Annotated in this window: 18 protein-coding genes; 14 read left to right on the forward strand and 4 right to left on the reverse strand. The window is 67.0% G+C overall.

What is annotated here, in order from left to right:
* Positions 1-10: 10 nt before the first annotated feature.
* From BUS84_RS00915 to BUS84_RS40505, 3 genes are all read left to right on the forward strand, one after another.
* A complete protein-coding gene (locus BUS84_RS00915; protein WP_074307919.1) occupies positions 11-1,252 on the forward strand; it encodes a styrene monooxygenase/indole monooxygenase family protein in 1,242 nt (413 codons plus the stop codon).
* 272 nt (positions 1,253-1,524) lie between these two features.
* Complete coding sequence (locus BUS84_RS00925) at positions 1,525-2,598, forward strand: IniB N-terminal domain-containing protein (protein WP_143728131.1); 1,074 nt, start codon at positions 1,525-1,527, stop codon at positions 2,596-2,598.
* Positions 2,599-4,002: 1,404 nt separating this feature from the next.
* Positions 4,003-4,125, forward strand: coding sequence for a hypothetical protein (locus tag BUS84_RS40505; RefSeq protein WP_280175083.1), 123 nt, complete (start codon positions 4,003-4,005; stop codon positions 4,123-4,125).
* Between the two features lie 274 nt (positions 4,126-4,399).
* On the opposite strand, the gene BUS84_RS37020 is transcribed toward BUS84_RS40505, so the two are convergent.
* From BUS84_RS37020 to BUS84_RS00940, 3 genes are all read right to left on the reverse strand, one after another.
* Positions 4,400-4,696 (reverse strand): hypothetical protein, encoded by a 297-nt coding sequence (locus BUS84_RS37020; protein WP_143728132.1) that lies wholly within the window; start codon positions 4,694-4,696, stop codon positions 4,400-4,402.
* A 158-nt stretch (positions 4,697-4,854) separates the two neighbouring features.
* The gene (locus BUS84_RS00935) at positions 4,855-5,367 is read right to left on the reverse strand and encodes a hypothetical protein (protein WP_143728133.1); all 513 of its coding nucleotides are present in this window, start codon (positions 5,365-5,367) and stop codon (positions 4,855-4,857) included.
* A gap of 247 nt (positions 5,368-5,614) precedes the next feature.
* The gene (locus BUS84_RS00940) at positions 5,615-5,845 is read right to left on the reverse strand and encodes a hypothetical protein (RefSeq protein ID WP_074307928.1); all 231 of its coding nucleotides are present in this window, start codon (positions 5,843-5,845) and stop codon (positions 5,615-5,617) included.
* Between the two features lie 235 nt (positions 5,846-6,080).
* Between BUS84_RS00940 and BUS84_RS38835 the strand changes: the two genes are divergently transcribed.
* The 11 genes from BUS84_RS38835 (at position 6,081) to BUS84_RS00985 (ending at position 12,491) form a co-directional block, all read left to right on the forward strand.
* Entirely contained in the window at positions 6,081-6,266 is a 186-nt protein-coding gene (locus BUS84_RS38835; RefSeq protein WP_143728134.1) for a hypothetical protein, read from the forward strand.
* A gap of 554 nt (positions 6,267-6,820) precedes the next feature.
* Entirely contained in the window at positions 6,821-7,825 is a 1,005-nt protein-coding gene (locus tag BUS84_RS00945) for a hypothetical protein (protein WP_074307930.1), read from the forward strand.
* A 738-nt stretch (positions 7,826-8,563) separates the two neighbouring features.
* Positions 8,564-8,977, forward strand: a complete 414-nt coding sequence (locus BUS84_RS00950; RefSeq protein ID WP_208869479.1) for a cupin domain-containing protein — start codon at positions 8,564-8,566, stop codon at positions 8,975-8,977.
* A gap of 180 nt (positions 8,978-9,157) precedes the next feature.
* Complete coding sequence (locus BUS84_RS00955) at positions 9,158-9,343, forward strand: hypothetical protein (RefSeq protein ID WP_074307934.1); 186 nt, start codon at positions 9,158-9,160, stop codon at positions 9,341-9,343.
* 111 nt (positions 9,344-9,454) lie between these two features.
* A complete protein-coding gene (locus BUS84_RS00960; protein ID WP_074307936.1) occupies positions 9,455-10,075 on the forward strand; it encodes a hypothetical protein in 621 nt (206 codons plus the stop codon).
* Positions 10,076-10,080: 5 nt separating this feature from the next.
* Positions 10,081-10,332 (forward strand): KUP/HAK/KT family potassium transporter, encoded by a 252-nt coding sequence (locus tag BUS84_RS41025; protein ID WP_425293433.1) that lies wholly within the window; start codon positions 10,081-10,083, stop codon positions 10,330-10,332.
* 230 nt (positions 10,333-10,562) lie between these two features.
* On the forward strand, positions 10,563-10,889 hold the full coding sequence (locus BUS84_RS00965; protein ID WP_074307939.1) for a PadR family transcriptional regulator: 327 nt from the start codon (positions 10,563-10,565) through the stop codon (positions 10,887-10,889).
* Complete coding sequence (locus tag BUS84_RS00970; protein ID WP_074307941.1) at positions 10,886-11,242, forward strand: DUF1048 domain-containing protein; 357 nt, start codon at positions 10,886-10,888, stop codon at positions 11,240-11,242. The genes BUS84_RS00965 and BUS84_RS00970 overlap by 4 nt, the downstream gene beginning before the upstream one ends.
* A 1-nt stretch (position 11,243) precedes the next feature.
* Positions 11,244-11,570 (forward strand): DUF1048 domain-containing protein, encoded by a 327-nt coding sequence (locus tag BUS84_RS00975; RefSeq protein WP_074307943.1) that lies wholly within the window; start codon positions 11,244-11,246, stop codon positions 11,568-11,570.
* Positions 11,571-11,831: 261 nt separating this feature from the next.
* Positions 11,832-12,083, forward strand: coding sequence for a WD40 repeat domain-containing protein (locus BUS84_RS00980; protein ID WP_159451022.1), 252 nt, complete (start codon positions 11,832-11,834; stop codon positions 12,081-12,083).
* 60 nt (positions 12,084-12,143) lie between these two features.
* Positions 12,144-12,491, forward strand: coding sequence for a hypothetical protein (locus BUS84_RS00985; RefSeq protein WP_074307947.1), 348 nt, complete (start codon positions 12,144-12,146; stop codon positions 12,489-12,491).
* Here BUS84_RS00985 and BUS84_RS00990 read toward each other — a convergent pair.
* Positions 12,464-13,336 (reverse strand): hypothetical protein, encoded by an 873-nt coding sequence (locus BUS84_RS00990; protein ID WP_074307949.1) that lies wholly within the window; start codon positions 13,334-13,336, stop codon positions 12,464-12,466. The two genes, BUS84_RS00985 and BUS84_RS00990, sit on opposite strands and share 28 nt — an antisense overlap.
* Between the last annotated feature and the right edge of the window lie 10 nt (positions 13,337-13,346).

Genomic DNA, 13,346 nt, shown 5'->3' on the forward strand with positions numbered 1-13,346 from the left:
GGAGGCACCAATGCGGAAGATTCTGATCGTGGGGGCCGGACAGTCCGGGCTGCAACTCGGGCTGAGCCTGCTCGCCGAAGGGTACGACGTGACCATCATGTCGGCCCGTACCCCCGATGAGATCCGCCGCGGCTGGGTGATGAGCACCCAGGCGATGTTCGCCGCGGCGCTGGACACCGAGCGCGAGTACGGGCTGGATCTCTGGCAGGAGCAGACACCGCACATCGAGGGGCTGCAACTGTCCCTGTCCGCCCCACCCGGCGAGCGGGCGCTGCGCTTTTCTGGCCCTCTGGATCGCTACGCCCAAAGCACCGACCAGCGCCTGAAGATGGCCACCTGGCTGGAACTGTTCGAGCAGCGCGGCGGCACCGTGCACTACCAGGGTGTGACGACCGCGGACCTGGACGGCCTCACCAAGCTGCGCCGCTACGATCTGACCATCGTCGCCGCCGGCAAGGGCGACCTGGTTGGCGTCTTCGACCGCGACCCGCAGCGGTCGGTGTACACCGCACCCCAGCGAGGACTCGCCGTCGCCTACGTGCACGGCATGACACCGGACCCGCTGTGGCCGGTCCCGCATGTCAGCTTCAACGCGGTACCCGGACTCGGGGAACTTTTCGTCATCCCCGGGCTGACCCTGTCCGGGCCCTGCGAGATTCTCTTCTGGGAAGCCGTGCCCGACGGCCCGCTTGACCTGTGGAAAGACCGGCGGGACCCGGCGGAGCATCTCAAGCTGACCCTCGAGCTCGTGCGCCAGTACACCCCATGGATCTATGACCGGTGCGCCGATGTGGAGCTGACCGACGGGCGGGCCACCCTGTCCGGTCGATACACGCCAACCGTGCGCCACCCCGTGGCGGAGCTGCCCTCGGGCGGCCTCGTCCTGGGCATGGCCGACGTCGTGGTCGCCAACGACCCCATCACCGGGCAGGGCAGCAACACCGCCGCCAAGTGCGCCTACTCATACCTTGGGTCCATCCTGGAGCGGGGGGACCAGCCGTTCGACGGACCCTGGATGACTCAGACGTTCGAGCGGTTCTGGGAGAGCGCCGGGCAGGCCGTGACCACCTGGACCAACGCCATGCTCCAGCCGTTACCCCCGCACGTACAGCAGATCCTCGGCGCCGCCTCCACCAACCCGACCATCGCCCGCCGGTTCGCCAACGGCTTCTCCGACCCCAACGACTTCCAGAACTGGTTCATGACACCTGACGCCGCGGACACCTACCTGGCCACAGTCTCCGCCGACTGATCCACCGACGACAGGCTGATCGTCCCATCGAAGATCCGTCGATGCCTGGCCCGACCGGCTGCTGCGCCTCACCACCCTGGGGCTATCGACGGGGGATTTCGCCCAGGAACCCGGTAATCCCCTAACGCCAAACGCCACCCATGCCCTAACCCGGCGGGACAACGTTGGGGTGCACCCCCGATGCCCGATACCCCTGTTCAACCTACGGTCGATCGTGGGTCGGGCGAGCTTGCCTGGACCACGTCCTAAAACCCATCGAGGGGACCGGCAACATGAGCGAAAGCGCCAGCACAAATTCAACTGCCGACGTGAACTCCACCACTGCCGCCAATTGGACCGGCAACACGGAGGTAACTGCCGACGCGAACTCGACGACCAGTCTGGAGTCCACCGCCAACGCGGGGTCGACCGCCGAAATGGGCGTAACCGCTGGAATGATGGCGCCGCAGAACCTGCAGGATTTCGTATTCGGCCTGCTCACCAACGTCGACGCCCGGGCCGGGTACGAGGCGGACCCGCAAGGTGCGCTGGACGGCGCGGGCCTCAACGATGTGACCCCGGCCGACGTGCAGGACATCGTTCCGCTGGTCGCCGACTACGTTCCTGTCCAGGGCGTCACGTCCCTTCTGCCCGGAGACAGCCTCGGAGCTAGCGCGGGTGCCACCGTCGACGGACTGGCGCTCGGCGGCGTGGCCGGCACCCTCGACAGCACCTTGGGCGGCCTCGGCCTTACCGGTGTGACCGGCGACGTGGGCGCCACCCTCGACAGCGTGAGCCTCAGCGGCGTGACCGGCGCCCTGGACAACACCGTCGGTGGACTTGGTGTCAGCGGAGTCACCGGCGGCCTGGGCGGCACGGCGCACGGCGCCACCGCCCTGGCAGCCGGCGTGACCGGCGACGTCGGTGGCACCTTGGACAGCACCGTCGGCGGGCTCGGTGTCAGCGGCGTGATCGGTGACGTCGGTGGGACTTTGGACGGCACGGTCGGCGGGCTCGGTGTCGGTGGTGTGACGGGCGATCTGGGCGGCACGGTGCATGGCGTGACCGGCTTGGCTGGCGGCGTCACCGGTGATGTCGGTGGGACTTTGGACGGCACGGTCGGCGGGCTCGGCGTCGGTGGTGTGACGGGCGATCTGGGCGGCACGGTGCATGGCGTGACCGGCTTGGCTGGCGGCGTCACCGGTGACCTCGGCGGGATTCTCGACGGCACGGTCGGCGGGCTCGGCGTCGATGGCGTGACCGGCGACCTGGGCGGCACGGTGCACGGCATCGGCAGCATCGCGGGGGACCTCGGTGTCAACGGCGACGCGCATGCCAGCGTGGATGGCGGGCTCCTGGGCGCCTGACCGGCGGCCCGCTTGAGCTGGGCCTTTGCGGAATGCGGGGGCCGGGGTCGCGTTTCATCGCGCGGTTCCCGGCCTCCGCAGGGCTTTGCCGGGGCCTCGTTGACGTGCGGTGCGGCTGGGCGGGCGCGACCCCGGCGGGGCCGTTTGCTGTGTCGGGCCGGCTCTCTACGACCAGGGGCCGTCACCGTACAGGTCGCCGCACACGTCCAGAACGTCAAGCTGCGCCTGGGCGATGTCAACGTTCGTGTCCGGCCCGGGCGCTGCACTTGCCGCTCCCGCCGCCTTTAACAAATCCCGTCCAGCCAGGGGAGAACCTAGTGTCAGCAACCCGCTCGGCGACCTGGCCAGCGGCCAAGTTGGCGGCCGGGTCAAATTCGAGGTCGTTGCCGAGGTCAGCGACGTCCTCGGTTTCAGCTACGCGGCCTGGGAGTATTTGTTGATCAGGCCGTTGAGGATCTTTCCGTCAGGGCCGACCCGCCTCGGCCGACTGGGTGTTCGACCGGATCAGAAGGTTAGGGGTTCGAGTCCCTTCGGGCGCACAAGATTATGAGGCGGTTGACCTGCCACAACAGGGGTCAGCCGCCTCTTGTTGTTCGTCCTGATGGACGTGTTGGTGCTCGAATGGTGCTCGTACGACGAGCGTGCCCTACGTCCCGGCCCGTCCGTCTCGGCCCATCTGGCTACGATCTGACTCGATCAACTAGGCGACCCCTGTCGCAGGGCGGACGACCTGGCGCGGTGCGGGGCCGCCAGGGACTGGAACCCTGAACCCCTCCGGCGTGGTGCTGATCGACTCCGATCGGGCGGATTGGCCGCCTGACCTCGGCGAGATCTTCCGCTGCGTTACGGCGGTTGACAGCCGTTGTCGGCGTCACTTGTGCCCGCGTGTGCCCGATGATCATGCCGAGGTCATGGGCTATTGCCGCCCAGATCGCTACCGGGCATGCGGTCGGCCATAAATCACGAGGATCGGTTGCAGCAAATGGTTGAGGATCTCCGATGGACCGGAACCGAGACCGCCGATGACTAGGACCGGCGATCCCCGAGCACGACAAGATGTTGGCTCCGGCCCGCCTTCCATCGTGGTCCGGTCCCCACGCACGTAGGTCGTCGGGCCGGTGAGCCGAGCCCGGGTGTGCAACGATGATCGTCATGTCGACTCCACGAAAGGGCAATGCCGCGTAGGCGCCCCGCACAACTGCGTGCCGACTCCATCTACCGGCGATCGCTCGACGGGTCCACCTCTGTCATCCCCGGGCTCTCGGCCCGCGGCTTGAAAGCCATCGCCTACCTCGAACGCACCCGCCTCTGGAACCAGGCCTGTCTGATGCACTACGAGCCTGGTCATGGTTCGTGCGCCACCCCTGGCATCGCTTATGGGACCCGACGGCCGGCTGTGGGGTGATGGAGTGTTGTCCGAACCCGCCCGAGTTGCGCTGGATCCTGGACGTCGCCGTTGCCGTCCTGCCGCCGAAGGACTCCCGAACCCTCCGCAAGCAGTTCGCGGCCCTCGATGAGCTGTGGTGACCCGCCGCAACGCATCTCATCCGGTCGGGCGCGCCTCCGACCTGTCGTTCATGACCCCCGTCGGGGGGAGCCTGGTCGGCGTTGTCGGCCAATGTCAACGGGTGTCGTTCCCTGTGGTCCTGCCCTCGGTGTCATGCCGACTGTGACCATTGGAGTCGGTCGCGCAGCACAGCGTTCGCTGACTTTCTGCTGACGCGGCACCTTCTGGTCCGGGTAACGGGCTGTCACCTCCTCTATGTCGACGTCACGACAAGTCGGCGACGTCGCCCGCGCTCTACCGGCTATGTGACGGAGCCGCCGAAGACGGTGACGGCGATGGCGATGGCGACGGGCCCTCGGTCGAGTTGCTGGATGCGGCCGCCCATGCGGAGCCAACCATCCAGGCCAAGGCGACGGCAAGGATCACGAAAGCCCCCCGCACGGCCGCCCAGAACGCCTTCAACCGCTGTGGTACGAGCGCCTTGGCCTTCTTGTAGTCCGACCAGGCCCGGTGAGCGACCTGATAGCCCCGGCCGGCCAGAAACCCGATCGCAACACTGATGATGACTAGAACGGACGCGTTCGTGGTCATCCACACACGTTTGCATGACACATCACTGATAGTCACTGGACCGAAACAGCAGCAGCGGTGACGGGTTGCCGACACCTGCGCGTGAGACGAATGCTCTAAAGGGTCCTGACGGGACGATCCGCGCATTACGAGTCGGCACCGGAGCAGTGGTCGCTCGCCTACTTGGCCTGCGTAGAGTGCTGCGCTGGTCCGCGGTCGTCCGCTGATGGTCGCCGGCTTGGCTGCTCGCTTGGCTGCTCGTGCCCCAGCCCGGCACCACCCCTCCTTCGTCTGCGGTCGCCTCGCAGGCGGAGGAGGTAAGCCAAGATCTCCGCTGAGTATTGGCTAATGGTTTCGGGCTCGTAGTAGTACCGCCTGACGCCTTGGTCGATCACCATCACTCGGGCTAGCGCTTCTCGAGCGAGCATGTTCTTGGCGTTGTGGTTCTCGATGGCCGCCCTGATCACCGAGTGCTCCAGGGCCACGCGCTCGGCGTCAGGCAAGTGCTCCACCCCTCGGACCGCTGTTATTGCCGACCGGCTTGCCTCCTCCATTGCCACAGCCCCGATGGCAGCGTTGATCAGCTCCTCGACTTGCGACGCCTTGCGTGTCCGCACGTTGAGCCAGTAGGTGAGGACTGCACCCACTGCTATCGAGGCAAGCGGCACGACGACGCTCGTGAGCAAGTTCATGGGGACATGGTCCGTCGAGCAGCACCGCTGCCGCGACCCCCCAGCCAGGCCGCCACGCCACTGCATCGCCGCCTTGCGGCACCCGTCGGACATCTCGCTTACAAGTTCTGGGCGCTCCGTCCGGCGGGGTCCGCCCTCGTCCGCGACCTCGGAAGACTGGCCGGGGCCGGCGGCCAACGGTCGCCCCAGTCCGGGTCAGTTGCTGTCAGCGTTGCTGTCGACAGCTCCGCACAGTCTCATCTGACCGTCACCAGCCCATGTCTCGACTGACCTCTGCCTTCGCCGCCTCGATCTCGTCGTGCGAAGCCCCCGCTGCGTCCGTCTCCTCCAGACGGGTCAGGAGGTCCATCAACGCCTGCTTCTGAGCCGAATGGCTGATCGGCACAGCGTTCAGGTCGACGTCCTGGAGCCAGTCGAACAGAACGAGCGCATCGGCCCGCCAGAGTTCTAGTGCGACCTTCGGAAGATCCTCGTTCACACCAGCAGTATCCGGCGTACAGGTCGACTCGTCCGTCGCCTACCAGGCCAGCCGCCCTCTCATGGCGGCTGGCCTGCTGTTTCTTCGGCCACTGCTGGTCGTCGTCGGTCGCCATTGGTCGTCGTTCGACGGCCCACTGACGGCCCCGACGGCCCAGCGGCGGCCCAGGTTCGCCGAGCAAGTGGCGTTGGCCTGAGGTGCCGTCAACATTGCCGCCAGCCCATAGAGTGCCGCTGTGGATACGAGATCAGGTCGGGGTGTAGGCATCGTCGGGACGATCGCAGCGGTTGTTGGTGCCTGCTGGCTCGTGTTGCTCGCCGACCGCGGTTTCCCCGAGTGGCGGTTCGTGGCCGCCGTCACGCTGGTTAGCGGGCTGCTGCTGCGCATCGAGGCGGCAGTGCGAGAACGCGGACGCCTCTGAGGGTTGCAACCAAGTCGGGGAGTTGAAGCGGAACATAGAGCCGCTGTCCCGCCACCAGCGTGAACGGCTTGCGACACCTGCTCACACGGCGTCTCGGGCTGCCAGCGTTGGTGGATGGTTGACGACGTTTGACAGCGTCTTGTGCCCCCCGTGTGCCCCACACTGCCAGCAGCGGGCGAGGCCTGGTCAACCTCGCCCGCCGCTGCTCACCGACTCCGCCAAGGTACGGACATGTCCGCCGGGATGCACTGCCTTGGCTACTCGCGTGGCTACTCGTCCACGAGCGGGGAGCGTTACTCGGCGGGCTGCTCACCATGCTGTGCCACCGGCCCGCTGGCGGCACAAAGGTTCCTTTCCGCCTGCAGTAGGTGCACGTCATACGTCTGCCACACCCTCATGATCAGTCTTGTCAGGGGCATGATCTATGGTCCCCGCTACAACCAGGACGTACGGCGACAGCCCTTGGATGTCCAGTGGGCTCAAGAGCGGCCACGTCCTAGCCAACCCGTCTTCAGTAGTGGCGGGACAGCTCAGACGGCATCAGGAGAAGAAGCATGGACGGCGACCTCCTTTATGAGATTGCCCGCTACAGCCCCCGAGGCGACGAAGAGCAGCTGCTCGAGCGCACACAGGTGCTGCGGAGGGGCGAGACGCTGTGGCGACGCGGTGCCGAAGGGGACGAGATCCGTTGTCCTGACAAGGATGTAGCTGCACTCATCGGCTCCGACCCCACGCTCGGCGAGGTTCACCCGGACCAAATCACCAGAATTCAGGCGAGCCGGGAGTCGCTACGAGACTTGTCGCTGGTCCTCTCCGCACCCGGTGGCGGCGAACTGGTCGATGAAAGCCGGTGGTCCCCGATGATGTGGGAGCAGCACATCGAACAAGCCGCGAGTGCACGAGAAAGAGACGTGCACCGGGTGCTGTACGTGAACGGAGCACGCTGGCCTGTTTTCTCCACTTCCGAGGGGGAGCGGTTTCTCCCCGAGGATCCCAAGTCGTGGGGAACGGAACCGCTTTTGACCCCTCAGTGGGGCGAGCTGAGATTCACCGAAACGGGCAGCATGACGTCCGGCATCGACCGGACGGCGATCGGCCTTGTCACTCCCGGTGTCATCGCCAGCACCACTCACTTGGACGAGACGGAGCCCCAAGACGTCAGACTCGAACGACGCACTGACGACGCGGTCGTCTTCGTCGAGTGGCTCTTGGATGGCTCACTCTCGACAACCTTCTTCGAAACGCCTCGGGGGGAGGAGATGCTTGCGCAGCTGTTCGTCGAGGCCAGTGTGGGAGGCCACAACGGCGAGGCCGTTCCGGGAAGCCGCCTCGTCGAGTTCGACCAAGAGAACCGCGATTTCGGCTGCTACGACAGCAGCGAGTGGACGTTGGAGCTGGCGCTGGAGCCGCCCGTGGTGAATGCCGTCCTCGACGTGCTTGCCGGTCGCGGCCCGCGGCTGGCAGAGATCGTAGAGGCTGCACGCCGCCCAGACTCGCCTGCGGGCCTCGCGAGGAGAGCGCGGCTAGAGCAGTGGGAGCGGGATCGCGGAGCGGCATAGGGTCACGTCCGTGGTGTAGGCGCAGTGCGTGAGGGCTCTCCCGATACGGGCCCGTTGCTGTCGCCGTTGCTGTCTGGGGTCTGCGTCTGCCGACGGTCGCGTGTCAAGCTGTATGGGGCAGCAGGGTCGTCCGCACGGTAATGGGCGAGACCCGGGGTGCGATCTGGGCCGTCAGCCCTGCTGCCCAACCCCGTCGGCCGTCATCCGCGTCTGACCCCCGCCGGGGGGAGCCTGGTCGGCGTTGTCGGCCAGTGTCAGCGGGTGTTGTTCCCTGTGGTCCTGCCCTCGGTGTCTGCCGGCCGCGACCGTCGCCGTCGATCGCGCACCATGGCGTTCGCTGACTTCCTGCTGACTCGTGGGGCATTGGGCCCGACGGCGCGTCGCGGTGTTTCCACCGCCGACCTTCCGATTTTCAGATCCAGGCAACCGGACCTGTGCCTGCTTGCCTGATGAGTAGGCGGCCGATGCGCGTCCTGTCTGGCGGTCTCGGTGAGGGTCGTTGTCGTCATGTTGCCGTCGGTCGAGGCCCTCCTCTTCTTCTCGTCCTGTCGAGGTCGGCCGGAGACGCAGCGCGAGGCGCGCCGGCCCCTCGGCTCCGACGGGGGACAATCCGGCAAGAATCGGACCAGCATTACGGACAAGCAGTACCGTCGCACCCGTACCGGATTTTCAGTGCCGGTCACATGATCATGTTGACTCGGGATCCATCTTGTGAGCGCACGCCGGAGGGGCGAGGGAATGGACAAGTTCGGGACGGTCTCAGCGGACGGGGCGGATCCCGTTCCCGACGAACTGAGGAGCTTGTTCAACAAGCCGGACAACGTACGGGTCCAGATGCTCCCGAATGAGCTGCCAGACTGGGGATCGTTGGCGGTGCATTTCGGCGCCGGAGCGAGGACCGTGCCGCACCTGCACCGCAACGGTCAGCACTTGATCGTCACCGACGGCGTCGGCGTGGTTGCCGACGAGCAAGGCGTGCATGTGGTCCGAGCGGGGGACGTCATCAGCAACCCACCTGGGACGTGGCACTGGCACGGTGCGACTCCGAGCACTGCGATGACTCATGTCACCGTCGAGACTCCCGGTGACTTCGACCTCGACGTGGAACGTCGGGACTGGGAAGAGACCTACTCTCCTGATCTCGGCAAGTGACCAGACGTCGTCCACATGCGCCAGCTTGATCGGCCCGAATCCCCAACTTCGGTCGCGCCATCTCCAGTTCGCGTGCATCCGTTTGCTTTCCCGTGACTGCTCGGGCACGGGCTCGGTGGCGCACCAACCATCCGCCTGACTGTCTTAGTCGCCCAGGTCAAACCTATCGACGGACGGATCATGGCGGTCGAGGCCGCGGCCGCGGGACTGTTACCCGACGTCGTCAGGGTGCCGCAAACGGGCATGTATGTCGGCGCAAGCGACGTCCCGGCACCCGCCGTAGAACACCTCTACGGCCGGGTCGGTGAGTTGGCCGGCGAGGTGGTGTACCAGTACCGCGGATGTCGTCCGTCGGCGGCGAGCTGATACCCGACCCGCACGCCGGTCCCGCACGCTGACCTCTTCGTCCCGAACTCTCGGCGGTGGCTTCTGGTAAGGCTGCGTCCGGGGTCAAGCGGCTTGTACCGGTCGAGAGCGGTGGAGCAGAGGGCCGGCTGGCAGCAATACCTCGACCAGCGGTGGCAGCAGCTGTGCAGCAACAACGCGGATGTAGTTCTGGAAACCCTGGAAGAAGCCTTCGACGACAACGAGGCCCCCAGCGCCGCCGTCGGGGTCACCGGAGACGAGGTCTCCCTCGTAGTTCTCGTGCCGACCGTCGAGCAGGTCGTGCCCGAGCGCATGCCCACCACCACCCAGGCCGGCAACCTGTCCCTGCGGAAGCTGCCCCAGCGTGACCGCGCCGCCTACTACCGGCAGTTCGTCTGCGGGCAGGTCCCCGTCACCGTCCGGGAGGCCTTCGCTGTCGCACCCGCGATCGGCTCCGCGCGGGTGGCCGTACTGCGCCACGAGGGGCCGGACAGCTACGCCCGACCCCTCGTGTCCTGCCTTCTCGCCACCAGGATCCACCGCGCTTCGCTGAACGGCGTGCGATGGGCGGACGCCGACGCCGCTGCGATCGTCAACGACGCCAGCAATGAATTGCTGCTCAACCCCCGACCTCGAACCGGCGAGCTGCTACCCCTTAACCTCGCCAGCGAGCCGGCAATCACCGAACTCATCAACGCCGTCGACCTGGCCGAACTGACCGCGGGCCAGTAGTCGACATTGTCCGAGGTTGTACAACGCACCGCGTCGCCCTTGGCGCTGTTCGGCCTCGTCTTCGGCTCAACCTCGACCCCAACCAGGTCTCCTACTTCGTCTCAAGGATCACCCTGCGTTGCACCCGTCAGCCCGGCATGGCCATCTGGCGCAAACGCCTGTTCATCGCCCTCGCCCACAACGCCGCCAGCCACGCCGAGTTCATCCACCTGCCGGAGGAACGCACGATCGTCCTCAGCGCCGAAGTCGCTGTCTGAACCTTTCCAAGCCGCCCCGGTCGTGTGGGTGGCCTTCAACGACTTTCGCAGAGCGCTCGGCAGGAAATCGCTGATCCCGTCACAGCCGGAGGGCGAAGCGCGCCTGGCGAAGATCCAGGCCGAGGAACTGTTCCACGCGCTACTTGGTACTACCGTATAGCGGTACTCGGTGCTACGGTATAGTGGTACTCGGTAGTACCGGGTACCAGGGGGACCGAAGAGGAGTCGCGATGGACGACCTGACGGAGATGCTGAAGGGCACGCTCGAGGGCTGCGTGCTCGAGATCATCGGCGGCGAGGAGACCTACGGCTACGCCATCACGCGTCGGCTGAACGAGCTCGGCTTCACCGACGTCATCGAGGGGACGGTGTACACCATCTTGCTGCGGCTGGAGCGGAACGGACTCGTCCAGGTGACCAAACGACCATCCGAGGTGGGCCCGCCGCGCAAGTTCTACGCGCTCAACGACGCCGGGCGCGAGGAACTCGCGACGTTCTGGGCGAAATGGCAGTACGTCTCATCACGCATCGACAGGCTCAAGGAGGGCGGGAGATGAGCTTCTGGGACACCATCACGGGCAACGATCTCACCAGGGAATGGAAGGTGTTCGAAGCCCGGGCAGAGGCGTTGCCGGCCGACTACCAGGCGGCGTGGGAACAGATCAAGGGCCACCTCTTGCCCTACGGGGGCTTCACCGGTCGCAACCTGATGCCGATCCTCGACGCCGCCCTGGGGCTGCTCGAAGAAGCATCGGCGGACCGGCAGAGCATCCACGAGGTGCTCGGCGACGACATCCCGGGCTTCTGTACGGCGTTGGCCGGCGGAGAGGGGGCCCGGACCTATCGCGACCGGTGGCGCGAGCAGTTGAACAGGAACCTCGCAAGGAAACTGGGCCGGCTAGGAGGCTGACGTGGGCATCCAAGACATCATCGAGGGCAAGAAGCAGTGGCGGGCGCACGTGGCTCGGGTCAAGGCGCTCCCGCCGGACTACCAGATCGTCTACAAGGAGATGCAGAAATACCTGTTCAAGGTCGGACCGATCGACCTGCCTGACGGGCCCCTGCTCCCCGGGATCGTCGACTTCTTCGAGGAGGGCGCCGCGGCCGGCAAGGGGGTTCTGGAACTCATCGGCAGCGACGTCGCCGCCTTCTGCGACGACCTGGTCAAGGACTCGCGCACCTACGCGGACGTCTATCAGGAATCCATCAGCGCGAACCCCGACACGAACAAGAAGTAGCCCCCGTTGTCATCATGCCGGCGGGCGTAAGCCCGCACGACGCGCTGGCGAGCCGAGTAGCTCGCCAGCGCGTCGGCAGATCCGCGCTTCCCATGCCGGCATGCCGTCAACGAGAGCGCGGACCGGCGAAAATCGGGCGAATTGACGGCACCTGCGGCAGCAGCCCGAGTGGCGATCCGCTGTGCATCACGCGCGGGCGGGCGTGCCACGGGAACATCGCTCGCCTTCCCACACCACCAGCTCGCCGTCGAGGACGGCTGGGTGGGGGCGTTGGTGACAGCGCCGGACGGGTCTTGGCTGGCCAGCGGCGCTCACGATGGCACGGTGCAGATCTGGAATCCGACCATCGGCACCGTCCGGCACATCCATACCGACCACAAGGGCGTCTCGGCGTTGGTGGCAGCGTCGGACGGGTCCTGGCTGGTCAGCAGCTCATACGACAGGACGGTGCGGATCTGGGATCCGGCCACCGGCACCCTCCGGCAGACCCTCAACGGCCACAGGTCCCCGTGATGGCCCTGATGAAGGCGCCGGACGGATTCTGGCTCGCTAGCGCCGGACCCGACAGATGGCATGATCAGCGCCGCGAACCCGTCGGCGAGCCAGTTCTTCGCTGCTGCGGCCCAGCATCATGCCGAGTTCAGTACCAAGTTCCCCGAAGGGCCGGCCTCGTTCCATTCCTTCCTTGCCGACATCCGGCAGTCACAGGCCAGCATGCAGGCTCCAGGTCCGCTCGGCGCGGCGATTCTGCTAACACCCCTCGTGATGTGCGTGGTTGGTGCTGTCGCCATCGCCCTCTTCGCCAAGAATCCCAATCCGGCACCGGGGTGGATGCGTGAGGTGTGGGCTACCTGGATGATCGTAGCCTGCGTGGCGTTGCTGCCGGCTCTCATCTACGCCCGCTTCCGCTCGCGGCGCTGAGCCTCGTCAGCCCAGCGGTGTCGCTGTGCCGGCCCGTGACCGGGTGAGCCGGCTTGACCTTCGCCGGGCCCGGCCGTCGCGGCGGGCTTTTTCCCCGCGCCGGACCCGTTTCCAGTGCCGGCGCCATTCTTCGTGCCGCGCTCGTTGGTGCCGGGCCCGTTCCCCGTGCCGGACCCATTCTTGCTGCCGGGGTTGGCGTCGGGGACCAGGCGCTGGCAGTACCCCTCGACCTGAGCGGCGCTACCGGCGGCGACGACCAGCGGTTGGAACCTCGGGGTATTCAGCGCCTTTTCCCGTTGGTCTGGTTTCTTGGCGATGTAAGCCCGGCAGAGCCCGCCGAGCGGTGTGGTGTGCGCCTGGCCGCTGCTGGGACTCGGCGGGGACGACGGGGCGGTCGGGGATCCGCTGCGGTCGCCGCTGGTGGGCGTGCCGCCTTCGGTCGGCGATCCGCCTGGGTGGCCGGTGGTGGGGGCCGGAGTGGCCGGGCCGGGCGGTGGGTTCGTCTCCCGAGGAGCGTCCAAGGTGACCGCCGCGAAGGCGGCGCCGGCTGTCGCGGTGGCGAAAATCCCGGCGACCCAGGCCAGGGCGCCGGCGGTGAACTGGCGGCGGCCGGGGGCCCGGGCGGGCGCGGATGCTGGGGCAGCGCGGGCCGCCCGGAAGGCCGCCAGCGCCGCCTGCTCCCCGGCCAGCTCCTGCGGGCGCGCCGGGGCGGCCGCCGCGGCGAGCAGCCCGGCGAGCGGGTCGGCCCGAGCGGCACCCTCCGTGGGCTTTGCGGCGTGCGCCGCATCGAGGAGCCGGTCGGCCGCGGCGCGGTCGACGAGTCGGCCGGAGCGGCGGAAACTCATCCTGAATCCC

This window comes from Micromonospora cremea (assembly GCF_900143515.1).
Taxonomy (GTDB): domain Bacteria; phylum Actinomycetota; class Actinomycetes; order Mycobacteriales; family Micromonosporaceae; genus Micromonospora; species Micromonospora cremea.